Annotated in this window: 7 protein-coding genes; 5 read left to right on the top strand and 2 right to left on the bottom strand. The window is 43.3% G+C overall.

The window, feature by feature from the left end:
• The first annotated feature begins 178 nt into the window (after positions 1-178).
• Complete coding sequence (locus ABD930_RS05170) at positions 179-1,822, top strand: M28 family metallopeptidase (protein ID WP_345230637.1); 1,644 nt, start codon at positions 179-181, stop codon at positions 1,820-1,822.
• Positions 1,823-1,947: 125 nt separating this feature from the next.
• Here the strand turns inward: ABD930_RS05170 and ABD930_RS05165 are convergent, their stop codons facing one another.
• Together ABD930_RS05165 and ABD930_RS05160 are read right to left on the bottom strand one after the other, a co-directional pair.
• Positions 1,948-3,228 carry a hypothetical protein gene (locus ABD930_RS05165; RefSeq protein ID WP_345230636.1) on the bottom strand — a complete coding sequence of 427 codons (1,281 nt, stop codon included), beginning with the start codon at positions 3,226-3,228 and terminating at the stop codon, positions 1,948-1,950.
• A complete protein-coding gene (locus tag ABD930_RS05160; protein WP_345230635.1) occupies positions 3,212-5,710 on the bottom strand; it encodes a DUF2339 domain-containing protein in 2,499 nt (832 codons plus the stop codon). Before ABD930_RS05160 ends, ABD930_RS05165 begins: the two co-directional genes overlap by 17 nt.
• Positions 5,711-5,976: 266 nt before the next feature.
• Between ABD930_RS05160 and ABD930_RS05155 the strand changes: the two genes are divergently transcribed.
• The 4 genes from ABD930_RS05155 (at position 5,977) to ABD930_RS05140 (ending at position 16,994) form a co-directional block, all read left to right on the top strand.
• Positions 5,977-9,975 carry a hybrid sensor histidine kinase/response regulator transcription factor gene (locus tag ABD930_RS05155; protein ID WP_345230634.1) on the top strand — a complete coding sequence of 1,333 codons (3,999 nt, stop codon included), beginning with the start codon at positions 5,977-5,979 and terminating at the stop codon, positions 9,973-9,975.
• A gap of 221 nt (positions 9,976-10,196) precedes the next feature.
• Positions 10,197-13,361 carry a SusC/RagA family TonB-linked outer membrane protein gene (locus ABD930_RS05150; protein WP_345230633.1) on the top strand — a complete coding sequence of 1,055 codons (3,165 nt, stop codon included), beginning with the start codon at positions 10,197-10,199 and terminating at the stop codon, positions 13,359-13,361.
• Between the two features lie 10 nt (positions 13,362-13,371).
• The gene (locus tag ABD930_RS05145) at positions 13,372-15,081 is read left to right on the top strand and encodes a RagB/SusD family nutrient uptake outer membrane protein (RefSeq protein ID WP_345230632.1); all 1,710 of its coding nucleotides are present in this window, start codon (positions 13,372-13,374) and stop codon (positions 15,079-15,081) included.
• Entirely contained in the window at positions 15,075-16,994 is a 1,920-nt protein-coding gene (locus ABD930_RS05140; RefSeq protein WP_345230631.1) for a heparinase II/III domain-containing protein, read from the top strand. The genes ABD930_RS05145 and ABD930_RS05140 overlap by 7 nt, the downstream gene beginning before the upstream one ends.
• Position 16,995 lies beyond the last annotated feature (1 nt).

The following is a 16,995-nucleotide window of genomic DNA, read 5'->3' as shown; positions in this document are numbered from 1 at the left end:
TTCCGGACAAAATAAAGGTATGTAACTTATCACTACCATTAATAGCTGTCTAAGGCAATTTTTAAACAAAATGGAGATTCCCTGCCAAGTAAGTCTTTGGTACTTTCTTCGGAAAGAAAAGTACACAAATTTTCATAATTTCAACGATTCGATTAAATTTAAGCACGATTTTAACAACATGAGAAAAACGATTTACCTTTTACCGCTTATACTTTCAAGCCTTTGGTCTTGTAATCAAGGGGAAAAACACAATACAGCTACAGATTCTACAGCCTTTGACCAAATTACCGAAACAAGTTTAGCAACAGCGATTAAAACCCTAGCTGCAGATAGTATGGAAGGCAGGAAGCCTTTTACGCCAGGCGAAGAAAAAACCATTCGTTACTTGCAGCAGGCTTTCACATCTGTAGGCTTAGATCCGGGGAATGGAACCAATTTTTTTCAAGAGGTGCCAATGGTAGAAATAAGATCTACACCCAATTCTACCTTATCGTTTAAAAATAATAAAGGAAGCCTTGATTTTAAATTACTGGATGAATTTGTCTTGGGAAGCCGTCGGATTCAACCAACAATTGACGTTAATCAATCGGATGTCGTATTTGCCGGTTTTGGCATTGTGGCACCAGAATTCCATTGGAATGATTATGAAGGCTTGGATGTAAAAGGGAAAACCGTTATCGTTTTAGTAAATGACCCCGGCTTTTATGATCAACAACTATTTAAAGGAAAAACAATGACCTATTATGGCCGATGGACCTACAAATATGAAGAGGCTGCCCGCCAGGGTGCTGCCGGGGTTCTCATCGTTCACGATACCGATGCTGCCAGTTATGGTTGGAATGTCGTAAGAAGCGGTTGGAGCGGACCGCAACTGAATTTACAAACCGATGATAATGGCGCCTCACGTTGTGCTTTTGAAGGATGGTTGAGCGCCGAAAGTGCAAGAAAATTGTTTGATTTTGCAGGCATCTCATCCGATAGGGTCGCGCAAGCCAAGAAGCCGGGTTTTAAAGCCATCGACTTAAACGTAACAACGGGTACACACATCAAACAGGAAACAAAGAAATCAACTTCGCATAATGTAGTAGCCAAGATAAGCGGAAGTAAAAGACCGGATGAATGTATCATTTATTCGGCCCACTGGGACCACCTTGGTGTTGGCGAAGCCATAGCTGGCGATTCTATCTATAATGGCGCGGCGGATAATGCTACCGGAGTTGCCGGTCTGCTCGAAATAGCGAAAGCCTTTAAAGCGGCAAAAACTCCACCCGAGCGTTCCATTCTTTTCTTAGCGCTAACCGGTGAGGAGGAGGGCCTTCTAGGATCAGAATATTATGCCTCTCATCCGATTTTCCCTCTTGCAAAAACGGTAGCGGATATTAACGTGGACATGCTTTACCCCATTGGCCGTACTAAAGATATCATTGTCACCGGATTAGGGCAATCCGAAATGGACGATTATGCACAACGTGCAGCTAAAAAACAGGGACGGATCATAAAACCGGACTCTAATCCTGCTGCAGGGCATTTTTTCCGCTCGGATCATTTCAATTTTGCCAAAGTAGGTATTCCTGCACTATATCCAAGCACTGGAGATGACGTTATCGGACAAGGAGAAGCCTACGGTATAGCGCAAAAAGAAGACTTCAATGAACACCGCTATCACCAACCGGCTGATGAGTTCAGCGATACCTGGAAACTAGATGGTATGGTAGAAGATCTACGTTTGTTTTTCGATATCGGCTATACATTAAGTAGGGAAACCAACTTTCCTAAATGGAAAGAAGGGTCAGAATTTAAGACGATTGGGGAGAAGCGGTGATTTAGCGTAAAGCCTAAAGCGTAAAGCAGGTTTAAGCGGGCACTTAGAACTTAAGACTAAAAAGTCTTGCTACTTGTGTCTTATGTCCTGATACTTAAAAACACAACTAACAATTCGCAACGCATCTAAGCCCCTTTCTTTCGCTTCATTTCTTTCAGTAGATTATTCGACATCCATAAAAGCAACGTCAATACCAGTACTAAACCTGCCCAGAACCAGTAGACCGTCTTAAATACCCGCGGTTCTTCAGTTGTTGGTTGCTTTAAGCGCTGAAACGTTTCTAACGTAAGGGGAGGTGTTTGGTCTTGAATCGTATGAGCAAAATAGGAAAGATCGTAATGAGGAGCTGCAATTGTCGGGTTTCCAAACACAAAACGATACTCCTTTCCCATTTCTAAATAAGTAATGAGATCATATCGTCGTTGCCATCCTGTTATTTTCTGGAAGTTTAACGGTACATTATCCTCATCATTAACTTCAATATACAGTTGCTTTGCTTTCACCTCATTATCCAAGGTTAGCACCGACTGATCAGGCAGCAGGACACCTCGTCCAACAACCACATAATCTTCTTTATTCCTACCTCGTCTATCCCGATAAACCTCCTTCGACAATACGGTTATTTCTCGTCTGAACAATTTAGGAGAGGAAACCTCCAGATTCAATTGTTGGATGAGCATGGCCTGATCATAGCTAAGCTGCCATAGACTCGTTGATGCTTGTCGGGCTTTTACTTGCTTTAGTCGCGCCTCGGGTAATTGATCCAAGTAAGGATTTTCTTTTTTGGAAGGTAGCGTATCTAAACCGACCTTCGTGATGTAAAGCGGTGCTGATAAGGAATCTGAAATGCTTAACTTATAATAGGCATAAGATGTGGCAGGTAGTTGAAGTAAAGCAACCATCTCGGTTCCGGTACTTCGCACGATCGTGTTACTTAATGGAAATGTCTCCCTCACTGCATACCATTTCTTTTGATCGTAGCTTCCGCTAAGCTGCATATCTTTATCCGTTGAGGCATTGTTCATAAATACCAACAGTTGGTTCAGTTGTTTTTTGTTGGTATTTCCAACAATCAGCTCGGAATGCTTTGGGTGATCGTATTGTCTGTAAGAGAGCACGGTTAGCGTATCAAAAGACGAGGCAGCCTGTGGTTCGTTTTCCCGGATAAAATAGGGAATTTCCTGCTGATCTTGAAAAATCCGAATGTCTCCCATTTGTGGCTGTGCCGAAAGTCCGATAATTGATGGAGACAAGGATAGGTGATAAAAACCATTCTGAGGAACAGGTTTTATCGTTGCCTGCCACTCAAAATTTCCTTTTTGCGCATACGCTTTTACAAACAGTAATGCTACAGCACAAAAAAAACAGACAATAAAAATCTTGTACAATTTAGTTGTCCTCATCATCTTCTTCAGTTGTAAGTGGCCCAACCTCCTGATCCGAAGCTGGTAATGGAGCGGGTTCATCTTTCAAAAGTAATACTTTTAATCGCTGATACATAAAAGAGATCACCAATAAGAGTACTCCTAATGACAAAAAGGCTGCAATCTTACCACCTTCAGATAATCCGCGTAAATCGATCAAAAACAATTTCAGCAATGTAATACCGAATAAGGATAAGGAAATAATACGCACAGTTCTCGACTTCCACAGCATCCCGAAGTACATGAGCAAGAAAGAGCTGACGCCCCACAAAATGGCGTATCCTACCCCATGGCTTTCATTGACAATAGGCCATAGATCTTGTGCCTGATGAAACCTGGCTAACACCAAGATATGATCAAGCTCTGTACTGCAAAGGTATACCAACAATATACAAGCGCCCCATGCAAAATAGGTCTTCCCCTGTTTAAAACCCGTCAATCGTAATTGATTCCGTACCCCTAACAAGCTACTGATGAAGCTTGCTATCAACACATAATGTAACATAAAATAACCTATGCCCATCTGATGCGTCAAATATTGCATCCGAACAGCAATTATTTCATGATTATATAGCATTGGATACAATAGTAGCATAAAAGCACCAATCATCACCAAAATAGGAGCCATGAATTTGGTTTGCCGTTTTATTCGGAACGATAGTGCGGTTAGCCATAAATAATGGTAGATTCCGTTGGCTATCGTTTGAACCTGCGGCATATAAAAAGCTAGTTGATTGTTTAATTCAAGTAATAAGCCTACATATAACACGAACAGGAGTAATACCTGCAAGGGTAATTGTAACTGTTGGGCATTGATTCCCCAATCGTGAGGCAATTGACGATCAACAGCCTCTGTAGCGTTATACTGCATCTGTTTATTATAAAGATAGCGGAAGGCACCGATAGAAGCTACTGCAAAAGCAGAGGTAATGAAAGCCCGATTCAGGATTGGGAAGCGGTGCTCCAGATTATATCCCAGATGGTAGTAGTTTTGCCAATCCATTATTAAGCTAATCAGCATTAAACCTAGCACCAGAAAGGCGGTTTTCCGCAAGATATTCAATTCCGACTTTTCTGCGAGCCATAACAATAATACCGTCTCAGAAGCCCAAAACAAGGTAATATAATGTCCTTTTAGTTGAATTGGGGCTACCAAACTCACAAAGGTAAGTACCAATCCGATAAACAAGTAAACCAAGATTTTATCTGCCCGGCCGTTCTTATAGAGGGTATAAGCAAACACAAAATTGAGTACACCCATAAGGGCTACAAAAAGCCCCCTGAATTGCCCTTCATGGATATAAGAAAGCAACAACAACCCTGCACCCAAGTATAGAAACGTATTGGCCAGCAACAGACTGATTTCTGCTGCATTAAACTTCGTTCTTGCTTTGAGGTTGTTTACTACCGTCATGGCTAAAAACACGAGATAGAACAGGCTTGCAAACACCAACGCTCCTCCATAGGGAGCTCCAGGCTCGCCAATAACCTTTCCAGCTAACCAAGAACCGAACAAAATAGCCGTCGCCACAAAGGAAACGATGGTAACCAGATTCCATTTTTTAAAATAGGCCAATACCAGCATACCCGTATCCAGTAGGAGAATATAGGTAAACAATACCTTATAGCTACCACCTCCGGTACTAATCATTAATGGAGAGCTAAATCCACCGAGAATAGCTAATATAGCAAGCTCCTTGCGATCATAGCGTATAGCAAGTAAGACGGTGAATGCCGTAATAAGGATCAGCAGGACAAAAGCTATCGATTGATTGATTAAATGATACTCTTGAAAACTGATGGTAATGGTATAATAAAGGATGGCTATACCGCCACCGATAAGTACCGAGCTAAAGGCTGAAAAAGTATTTCGTAGGCGATGTGCAAGTGCAATAAGAGCAGCCCCACATAACAAACCAATAAATGCACGACCAATTTCATTGATCCATTCTTTATCAATGGCATATTTTAGGAAAAAACCCATCCCAATGACCAGAATGGCGATCCCGATTTTATTAAATAGGTTTTCTCCAATAAATTTTTCCAGATCGGGGTTGCGCTGCCAGAATGTTGGTCGAGGTTCTTTTAGTACCTTGGTTTTTGAGGTCGGTGTGCTGGAAGTGGTTTCTTGCAGTTCCTCTTCTGTTGGCCGAGTGTAGGCGAAAGCGGCTTGGCTTTCTTCCAGTGGTATTTCTGCTTGCTCTTCTGCTTGCGACTGGTCAATGTCTTCTGTAACATTCTCCCTTGGGGTAAGTGAAGTTTGTGGCGGTACTTCACGTCGTTCAGGTTTCGCCTCAGAAGGCGATGCTGACGTTAAATGTTCTTTCAACTCCGTAATTTCCTTATAAAGAAAGTCTAATTTTTGGTCAAGCACCTTCGTTTTTTTATCGATAACCCCCCTAATACCCGCTACAATAACAAAGGTTATTATGGTAAGTATCAGCAGCAGTGTTTCTTGCATCATAATGGATTCATTTAAACCGCAAGATAAAAAGAAATCTGTATATAAAAACTAATGGAAAATGGGGGTTTTGTTGGGATCCGATTTCGGGAATCAATTGACAAAACAAACCATTTTTTCTTTTAACAGATAGCGCAAACGTTTAACTTTACTATCTTCGATTTCGATCTGTAGCTAAAACATTCACCATAAAAACAAGCAAATTAACAAAGAGCACTACATTTCCGTAATATATACCATAGGAATCGACGATAAACAAGGAAAGAAGCATGCGTATCTCATTAAAGTTCCCGCTCCTGATTGTTGCCTTTCTCATAAGGCTTCAAATCCTTTTTGGCCAAACGTATTCATTCAATAGGCTCAATGTCAAGGATGGCCTTTCTCAAAGTTCTGTTTTGGATATTACCAAGGATAAACAAGGTTTTATGTGGATTGCTACCCGATACGGGCTCAATCGATACGATGGGATACGCTTTAAGATCTATGAAAACGATCCAAGGGATTCTAGTAGTCTCCGTAACAATTACATCAACCGCTTATTTCGGGATGCTAAGGATCAGATCTGGGTAGGAACCCAAGAGGGTTTAGATGCCTATGATGATGACAACGACGGTTTTATCCATTACCCATTCTTCAATAACAAGCGGGAAACCACCAATGTTTCTGTCTTAGCTCTTGCAGAGACCATCCATGGAGATCTTTGGGTCGGAACACATCGGGGACTTCTTGTGAAGCGTCAAGGAAAACATTTTTGTGAACAACCGGATGCTATTCCTCCTGTGCTACGCAACCAAACGATCATCGAAGTGTTTGTAGACAGTAAGGGATACCTCTGGGTAGCTACTTTAGGTCATATATACCTCTTAAAGCAGGAAGGTAAAGGGCTTGTTCTACAAAAACCTCGCTTGGACAGCTCTCAACTCCTAGGTGCTATCCGCAGCATAGCCGAAGATGCTGATCACCATATATGGTTCGGTTCGGAAACAGACGGATTATATTGCTTTGACAGAACCAAGAATGAGATCACCCACTTTAGTGCCAAATCCAACAACTCACTCATCCACAATTCCATAAGAAAGCTACTCGTTAGCAGGAACCAGCGTTTGCTGATCGGTACCCAAAACGGTGTAAGTGTGCTTGATTTAAAAACACATCGGTTTACCAATTATCAGAATGCAGCAGATAATCCCTATAGTTTGAGTCAAAATTCTATTTATTCGCTATACGAAGATCAACAGGGATCATTATGGGTCGGCACGTACTTTGGTGGAATAAGTCTTGCCTATGGGATCGACACAAAATTCAATACCCTCACGACGAACAGCGCTCCTGTTGCCATTCCCCATAATGTCATTCGGCCCATCGATCAAGATCAAAAAAAGAATCTGTGGTTTGGTACAGAGGGTGGTGGTGTTTTCTCTCTAGACTCATCGCTTACCGTCATCCGGAATTATTCCAACCCCACTCCCGGGTTTCTAGGTTCGCGTTCCAATTTTGTGAAGGCCATCCATGCCGATCGTTCTAATCATATCTGGGTAGGAACAAGTGGTGGCGGACTCTATCTCCTGAACCAATATAGCGGAAAATTTCAACAGGTTCCCTTAAATACAGAAAACATTCATATCAGAAATTCCAACATACTGGTCGTCTACCAGGATACCACCAATAACTATTGGATCTGTGGCGAGGGATACAATAAAGTGCTTTCAAAAGAAGGACAACGCATGGTCGATTGCACACCAGCTGTCATTGATAAAGCATTAGCTGATCAAGCGGTGGTGCAAATTGCAGAAGCATCCGATAAGTCGATCTGGATTTTAACTACCAACACCCTTTTTCATTATAATTTACATACAGGTATACTAAAAACACTGATTAAAGGACGTAAAAAGCCCTTGCATGCGTTTAACTGCTTGCTGGAAGATCATGCTGGAGCGTTATGGCTCGGCGTCGATTACGAAGGACTCATCCATATTGACCCAAAGAAAAAAAGGATTATACGCCGTTATACCAAGAAAGATGGCCTATGCAGTGAGAATGTGGTAGGCATCGTGGAGGATAAAAGTCGCAACCTTTGGATTACAACGACCACGGGCTTATCCAAACTGACAGCAGATCGAAGAACCATTCAAAATTATTTCCACCTTGACGGCATTGCCGACGATGAGTTCAATTACAATTCCACCTTCATTAAAGAAGATGGAAAAGTCATTCTCGGAAGTTTAGGCGGACTGACTTGGTTCTTGCCCAGAAACATTGAGGTCAATACGAACAAGCCATCCATTCATTTCACGGGACTGTTACTTTCGGGTCAACAACCCGTCGGCCCCAAGACACATCCTGACATCCTTTCCAAAAACATAGCCCAAGCACCACATCTAACTTTTCAGCACGACCAGAATACCTTTACCATTCAGTTTGCTTTGGATAATTACATCAAATCCGCACAGAATCGCTTTGCGTATACATTGGCAAACAAGCAAGCAGGCTGGACGACACTTGATAAAGCAGAAATCAGTTTTTCCAATCTTCCCCCAGGGCATTATGTATTGCTGGTAAGAGGGGCAAATAGTGATGGGATATGGAGCGACGAGGGTAAAATATCATTTACCATCCAACCACCGTTTTATTGGACATGGTGGGCGATAATGATTTATATCATGCTGATCGCTGTATTTGTCTTTTTCATCGTCCGCTATTTTTACCTGAAAAAGATTTTTGAAAAAGAAGAAGAATTACACCAAAACAAATTAAATTTCTTCAGCATGATTTCGCATGAAATCCGATCTCACCTGTCGCTTATTCTCGTACCTATTGAACAGGCACGTGAACAAGTTAAAGACGAACACATCGCACAACAGCTAAGCGATGCAACCAAAAATAGCGAGCGCCTTTTACGGCTGACATCCGAACTGATGGATTTCCGAAAGGTAGAAACGTCCAACATGATGCTCCATCTACAGCAAGGAGACATTATCCTATTCATAAACGAGATATTTGACGCTTTTAAGAAGGTTTATGAAAGTAAAGATATGGCCTTCGTGCAAGAATCTGAACTGCACACGTTTTCTATATTGTTTGATCCGCTTCAACTTGAAAAAGTACTTTTTAATCTGTTGAGCAATGCCGTTAAGCATGCTGCCGCCCATAGTACCATTCGTGTTCAAAGTCGACTGGAAAACAACACGTTTTTGGTTAGCGTCTCTAATTATGGTGAAGAAATACCACAGGCTTACTTGGAAAAGATATTCGATCGCTATTATCAGGTTAGCACCAAAGATCGGTTTACCGGATATGGTCTTGGACTTGCATTAAGCAAACGTATCATGGAATTGCACCAAGGAGACATCTATGTGGAAAGCAATAATGGTTTAACGATTTTTACCCTGAAACTTCCTTGCACAGCAAATACCAACGCACACGAAGCTTCAGTACCGCCCACTACCGTGCAGGAGTATACCTTAAAGGTCATGGACGAGGCGCTTTTCTACGAAACGGACGTTCAAAAAGCCACCTTGCTGCTTATAGAAGACGATCCTGACTTGATGCGTATGATCGAAACGCTTTTAAAAGAGCATTACATGCTGTTAAAAGCCTACAATGGCGAAGAAGGTCTAGAATTGGCCAGGGTGCATATGCCCGATCTCATCTTGTCTGATGTAATGATGCCGCTGAAAAACGGATTGGAAGTATGTAAAGAATTAAAAGAAGACATCCATACATCACATATTCCTATCCTTCTGCTAACCGCCATGAGTGCAGAAAATGATCGATTGAACGGTTTAACACATCGTGCCGATGCTTATCTGACGAAACCATTTAACAAACGAATTCTATTATTACACGTTCGGAACCTGTTACGCGCACATCGCATTTTACAGGAAAGGTATCGGCAAGAGTACGTCCTAGGCCCTACCCAAAAAATAGTAGATAGTACCGATGAGAGATTTTTAGCAAAGGTCATTGCTATTATTGAAAAAGGAATCGAACTTTCACAATACAGTGTTGAATTCATCGGGCAGGGTATAGGCATGAGCACCTCTGTACTTTATAAGAAAGTTAAATCGCTTACCGGCATGACCGTAAACGATTTCTCGAAAAGTATACGTTTGAAAAAGGCCGCTCAGCTGTTGCAGGAAACCGACTATTCCGTAACAGAAGTTGCAGCATACGTTGGGTTCGTTGACAGCAAATACTTTAGTCGCGAATTCAAAAAGCAATTTGGAACAAACCCGAGTCAGTACACAAAAGAAGACGCAGAACCCTAATTTTTTGTTGTCAAAAAAGATTTTCTACCAAAAAAAATAAAATTCTCCCCCCTCTTCCTCCGTACCTATATCCAAATTTGCTTGTCGGATATGATGCATATATCGGCCATTCGATAACTAGCCACCTAAACAGCAGGATAGCCTAGGGGAGAGGTAGCAGATTGGTCATGTCCATATATAAAAACTAACGCATTGTATTATTTTCTATAAACCAATACATTATGACAAAACCAATCATTTTACCCCTTTTTTTCACAACCATTCTCGGACTTCCCTTTCAGGGACAGGCATCTCCTCATAATATGCCCCGTCCGACATCAGAAACCCTGGTGAGGCAGGCCGCCATAAGCGGGAAGGTGCTTGACCAACAGGGAAATGGCATTGAAGCTGCCACAGTCCAGATCAAAGGAACCAACAACAAAACCTCCACTACGCCAAACGGGTCCTTTGAAATCAAAAATGGAAATTTTCCCATCACACTGGTGGTCAGCTGTGTAGGATACGACCCAAAAGAAGTCACCGTTAACAATAGCACACCCCTCACCATCACGCTGGAAAGCGAGCTCCAGGGATTGGACGAAGTAGTCGTTGTTGGATTTGGCACCCAGAAGAAAGAAAATTTAACCGGTTCTGTTTCTTCCATTCAAATGGGCGATGTAGTAGAGAACAGGCCCATTACCTCACTTTCTTCCGGACTTTCCGGGCAGGCCCCCGGCTTATATGTTAACCAAGGCTCTGGTCGACCCGGAGCCGATGGCGGAACCTTACGTGTGCGTGGGCAAGGGACATTGAACAATGCCAATCCGCTGGTTATTATCGATGGAGTCGCCGGTGATATGAACCTGCTCAACCCACAGGATGTGGAAAGTATCTCTGTCCTGAAGGATGCCGCATCTGCTTCTATTTACGGGTCAAGAGCGGCCAATGGCGTGATCCTCGTTACCACCAAACGTGGAAAAACCGATCAATTTAAGCTCAACTATAGCAATTATTTTTCTACACAACGCCCCTCAAATATAATCAACATGGTATCCAACTATGCCGATTATATGGAACTGGTTAACGAAGGGTATCATAATGGCGATCCCAATGCAACTCCTATATTCTCTCAAGAGAGCATCGACCTATGGAGGCAGAACTCGGGAACCGATCCGCTAAAATACCCCAATGTAGATTGGGTGGATGATGTATTGCAAAGCAAACTGAGCCAGAACCACAACGTATCGTTTACCGGAGGATCGGAGAAAATGAAAGTCTTTGGCTCATATGGTTTACTAAACAATCCCGGTATTATTGAAAAAGCCACCTATAAAAGGCATACTGGTCGTGTTAATGTCGAAGCCAATGTCAAGCCCTGGCTTACCCTGGGGGCCAATATTAGTGGCGTGGTGTCTAAGACCGACATCGGTACGGATCTGATTAATGATGTCTTTACCTATGCAGCCGCAAGTACCCCCGGTATGGTTTTACGGGCACCCGATGGCCGTTTCGGCGCACCGAACAATCCAGAAGACGACCCGCAATCCAACAACGTGCTCCATAGGCTAAACGCACGAAAAGGCGACCGGAATAAACAGCAATTGGTATCACGGTTCTATGGAAAAATGACTCCTGTGAAAGGGCTAAGTCTGGAGGGATCATACACCTATACTTATAATGACGACTATGTCTACTGGCAACCGGTATTCAATGATCGTTGGAATTTCCTCACCAATTCTGTGGCGATTTCCGGAACAGGGCGAACATCGGTAACCAATGAATCCATCAAGTCCCACCGCTATTATATGGATGGGATAGCACGTTATAAAAACCAAGCCGTAAATGACCGATTACAATACGAATTAATGGTTGGGGCTAGCCAAGAGTATCTGAAAGATGGCTGGTTTGCCGCCTCCAAGTTAGACCTAGTTGATCCCTCGCTCAGTGTACTGAATGCCGCCACGATGGATGCCTCGGCATTAGGAGACATGACCGACTGGGCCATGCGTTCGTTCTTTGGTCGGCTCAACCTGTCCTGGGATGATAAATACTTATTGGAAGTCAATCTCCGTACCGATGGCTCATCCCGTTTCATGTCGGGCAAAAACCGTTGGGGAACCTTCCCTTCGGCCTCATTTGGTTGGAAAATATCGTCCGAAGATTTTTACAGCATCTCCTGGATGCCCAACTTGAAATTCCGTGCTTCATACGGCTCTTTGGGGAATAATGGAACCTTGGATGATTCTTTCCGCTCCAACGCCAGCATCAACAATTACGAATACCAAACGCTTTACAATGCAGCAAACTATGTACTGAACAATCAGCTATTTGTTGGCTTTGCGCAAACCATGCTTAGCAATAGCCTGCTTACCTGGGAAAGTACCAATATTTTAAATGCGGGTTTGGATTTTGATCTCTTTAACTACAAACTGAGCGGATCGATCGATGTATTCAATAAAACAACCAAAAATATCCTGATTAACCTCCCTGCTCCACTCGTGGTAGGAAATGCGACCATTCCGCGCACGAATGCCGCAAAGGTGCGTAATAAGGGACTAGAGCTTGATTTAACTTATCGCGATAAAATCGGGGAAGATGTAAACTTTCATGTTGGAGGCAATTTCACTTTCATCGATAATAAGGTCATCACCTTCAAAGGAGGCGACCGTTCCATTTCAGGAGCTAATCTCCTCCAAGAAGGTTATGCCATCAATACGCAGTATATCCTACTCACCGATCGGATTATCCAAACGGATGAAGATCTTGCTTTAGTACAACAAATGATCGATAACGCACCCATCGATCCTGCTACCAATAACAAAGTCAACCCATTTGCAGCCTATGGGACACCCAAAAAAGGCGACTTACTTTATAAGGACAGCAACGGAGACGGCATCATCAATGACGAAGACCGCGTACCTGTAGGACATGGTACAGCCCCACGCATAAGTTATGGATTTAATGTAGGCTTTGATTATAAGGGATTCGATCTCTCTGTTTTTTTGCAGGGCAATGCCGGAAATGAATTGGTCTATACCGACGGTTATTATACACCTACTGTCCGTTGGGGTTATCAGATCAATCAGGACATTGCCGATGGCCGGTGGGTAGATGGGAAAACCGATGCCACCTATCCGCGTCTCCTTCCCTATACCAATACCATCAATACCCGTAATAGCGATTTCTGGTTACAGAACAAGTCGTTCCTTCGCGTCAAAAACATACAATTAGGGTATACACTGCCGAATGCCATTACCAAACGCTTTGCCGTAGAGAATTTGCGTGTGTTCGGTTCATTGGAAAATTACTGGACATTTACCAGCTACGATGGTTTCGACCCCGAAGTGAGCGGAAGCAATTATCCTACGTTGAAGCAAGCCGTTTTTGGTGTAAGTCTAACCTTTTAAATTAAACAGCATGAACAGATTTGCAATCCTTATATTACTAGCAGGAGTTTTAAGTTTAACCTCTTGTTATAAACTTGATACGGAACCTTACAGTCAGGTAAGTGCCAATACGTTTTGGCAAAATGAAGATCAGGCATTAGCCGGTGTTTTAGGTGTATACAATGATCTCAAAAAAGAAAACACCTTTGGCCTTCAATTTTCTTACGATTGTCTCACCGATATAGGCTTAGGATACGACCCTCCTGGCTTGGGAGATGTCATCAGCGGCACCTTCACCGACCGAACTGCTCTGGTAGTTGACCGTTGGCAGGCCGGTTACGATCTGATACAACGTAGCAATCATGCCATCGGACAGATACAACAGATGACAAGCATTGATGAGCAGACAAAGAATGTATTCATTGGTGAGCTGCGTTTTCTACGAGCGCTCATGTACTTCCAGCTGACGAACCTTTTCGGTGAACTACCCTTGTATGACGAAAGCGTAGACCTGAACAAGGATTTTAGTAATCTAGCGAATCCACGTTCCAGCTTGGCGGATGTGCAGCAATTTATTTTAGCTGACCTTGATTTTGCGATAGCGAACCTTCCGGTTTCCTATGATGATAAGCATTATGGACGTGTTACCAAAGGTGCTGCTTATGCCCTGCGCGGCAAAGTGTACCTATACGCCAAGGAATGGAAAAGTGCCATACAGGACTTTGAGGAGATTGTCTATAATAAAAGCAATAGTTATGGCTATACGTTGGCGACAAACTATGCCTCCCTCTTTACCATGGAAGACGACCAGAGTGCTGAGATGATTTTTGCGATACAAAACATGGGCGGCACGGGCTTTTCCTATGGTATGCCTATGGCTTTCTACATGGGCACACGATCGACTTTTGGAAGCGACTGGAACAATGTGTTGCCCAGTACGCGCTTTGCAGATAGCTACGAAAACAAAGACGGGTCGCCTTTCGATTGGGACGCCTATTTTCCAAACTATAATGAAGACAACGCCGTAAAAAAATCAGCCATGATGGCAACGCAAAACAATGGTACACTTACCCAAGTTCCAGACACGGCAAAACTCCGGCAGATCTATGCCAATAGAGACCCGCGCATGAACCAAACCCTTATTGTTCCTTACTCCTATTATCTGGGTTGGAATGCGAACGCTGAACGCGAGATGCAATTGGTTTTAGCTACCGGCGTTAACGAGAACTTTGGTCAAATCCGAAACAATCGGGGATGGTTAACCTATGTATGGCGTAAATTCGTTCCAGAAGGAAACCTCAAAGGAAGCCTTACCGATCGTGCCCATACGCCCATCAATTTTCCGCTTATACGCTTAGCCGATGTACTCTTGATGCTTTCTGAAGCCTATAATGAAGACGGCCAACTGACAAATGCCATCACCGAACTGAACAAAGTGCGGGCCCGCTCAAGCATGCCGGGACTAAATAGTGGCGCCCCTTTCCTAGCTGTAACAAGTAAAACGGAAATGCAAGAGCGGATAAGCCATGAGCGTAAGATCGAGTTGGCAGCCGAAGGTTGGCGTTATTTTGACCTAAAACGTTGGAATCAGCTGAGCGACGTATCAACAGGTTTTATTGAAAAGAGCATTATGGGCGACAATCTCGTTACCCGTGGCTACCAAAGCCGACACAAGCTATGGCCGATTCCGGGCGCAGAACGCGAACTAAATCCCAATCTAACACAAAACGAAGGATGGTAAAGACAAGCATATTATTTATTTTATCCCTGTTCCTGCTTATCGCAGGGGCAGGGAACCCTTTGCAGGCACAGGAGCGAAACCTTCTGGCCGGAAAATACAGTGAAGCCGACCTCAAAAAAAGCTTGGCACAGACCAAATTATGGGTTCCCTTTCCAGCATATAGCGACCGTCAAGCGTGGAGCAAACTATTTGCTCCTGTTGCAGAAACGGTTATCGAGGAAGGTAACCGCTATTTAGACTACCAATGGCAAGTTGTCAAAGCCACAGACTACCTGGCCTATGAACGCACAGGATCGCGCGTTATCATGGAAAAGCCCGCGAACGAAAATGCCACAGCTCTTAGCCGACTCTTCTTTGCAGAACTGGCAGAAGGGAAAGGACGATACCTCGATCAGATCATTAACGGGGTTTGGTATTTTACGGAAATGAGTACATGGTCGCTTTCTGCACATGTTCCCGCTTTCCAATCATCGAAACGTACCCTACCGCAAGAAGGCACCCATGTGGTAGACCTCATGGCGGGCGATTTAGGTTCCATGTTATCCTGGATATACTATTACATGAAACCCGCAATGGACGAGGTAAATCCGGAAATCAGTAGCCGTCTAAAAACGAACATTCAACAACGTATTATTAGTCCATACCTTGATCGAAACGACATGTGGTGGCAGGGTTTTCAGCGAAAGGGCGACCAAGTGGTCAATAATTGGAACCCGTGGTGTAATTTCAACGTACTGACTTGCCTATTGCTGGTAGAAGACCGTCCCGAAACACAATTAGCAGGCATCTATAAAACCATGCAATCTGTCGATAAGTTTATCAACTATATCAAAGCGGATGGAGCCTGTGAAGAAGGACCTTCTTATTGGGGACATGCTGCGGGGAAACTGTACGATTACCTACAACTCTTATCGATCGCTAGCAACAAACAGGTAACGATATTTGATCAAAAGCTTATACGCGACATGGGCGAATACATCGACCAATCTTATATTGGTGGCGATAATTGGGTGGTAAATTTTGCAGATGCTTCTGCCAAAGGAGGTGAGAATCCCTACCTGATCTATCGTTATGGAAAAGCCGTGAATAGCGAAGAGATGAAGCAGTTTGCAACATACCTTGTCAGCAAGAAAAAAGAACAATTCAAGGCAAGCAGAGACGTATTCCGTGGCTTGGAGGACTTACAGACCATGGCAGAGATTGATCACAGCAAGGCTTCCCTACCAAGCAATGCGTACAAATGGTATTCTGAGACAGAAGTGCTCTTTCTTAAACAACCGGGTAATTTTTTTGCCGCCAAGGGTGGCCATAACAATGAGAGCCATAATCACAACGACATTGGCAGCTTTATTTTCTATTGCGAGGAGCAGCCGCTATTTATTGATGCTGGCGTTGGAACCTATAACAAGAAAACATTCAGTGACGAGCGTTATGATATATGGACCATGCAGAGTGCTTATCACAATCTTCCACAGATCAATGGCACCGACCAACAGTTTGGCTCCAACTACCGTTCGCGAAACACTTCCTTTATACCAAAAAGCAAGCTTTTTGAATTGGATATCGCAGGCGCCTATCCGGTAAATGCCGGCGTGAAACAGTGGAAGCGTTGTTATCAATTGAAGAAGGGAGAACTACTCATTAAGGACACCTTTGACATCGAAAAACCAACAAAAGCCAATATTATCCATTTCTTACTGGCAAAAAAGCCACAAATAGGAAATGGCAGCATTCAGTTAAATGACGGTCGTTATACGCTAAGCTATGATGCCGCACAATTTGACGCTACCGTAGAAACGGTAACACAGGACGACCCCCGATTGAGCAACGTATGGGGCGATGCCATTTATCGTTTGTCGCTCACAGCAAAAAAAATAACATCCAAAGGACAATATGAATTTCGTGTAAAATAGC

Origin of the sequence: Olivibacter ginsenosidimutans (assembly GCF_039542865.1) — a bacterium.
Taxonomy (GTDB): domain Bacteria; phylum Bacteroidota; class Bacteroidia; order Sphingobacteriales; family Sphingobacteriaceae; genus Olivibacter; species Olivibacter ginsenosidimutans.
Note: the sequence above shows the minus strand (reverse complement) of the source record. Positions and strands in the feature narration are given on the sequence as shown.

Bases quoted from the DNA above. Each gene is read 5' to 3' on its own strand.
- ABD930_RS05155 (WP_345230634.1), top strand. From the start codon at position 5,977: ATGCGTATCTCATTAAAGTTCCCGCTCCTGATTGTTGCCTTTCTCATA.
- ABD930_RS05170 (WP_345230637.1), top strand. From the start codon at position 179: ATGAGAAAAACGATTTACCTTTTACCGCTTATACTTTCAAGCCTTTGG.
- ABD930_RS05160 (WP_345230635.1), bottom strand. From the start codon at position 5,710: ATGATGCAAGAAACACTGCTGCTGATACTTACCATAATAACCTTTGTT.
- ABD930_RS05165 (WP_345230636.1), bottom strand. From the start codon at position 3,228: ATGATGAGGACAACTAAATTGTACAAGATTTTTATTGTCTGTTTTTTT.
- ABD930_RS05140 (WP_345230631.1), top strand. From the start codon at position 15,075: ATGGTAAAGACAAGCATATTATTTATTTTATCCCTGTTCCTGCTTATC.
- ABD930_RS05150 (WP_345230633.1), top strand. From the start codon at position 10,197: ATGACAAAACCAATCATTTTACCCCTTTTTTTCACAACCATTCTCGGA.
- ABD930_RS05145 (WP_345230632.1), top strand. From the start codon at position 13,372: ATGAACAGATTTGCAATCCTTATATTACTAGCAGGAGTTTTAAGTTTA.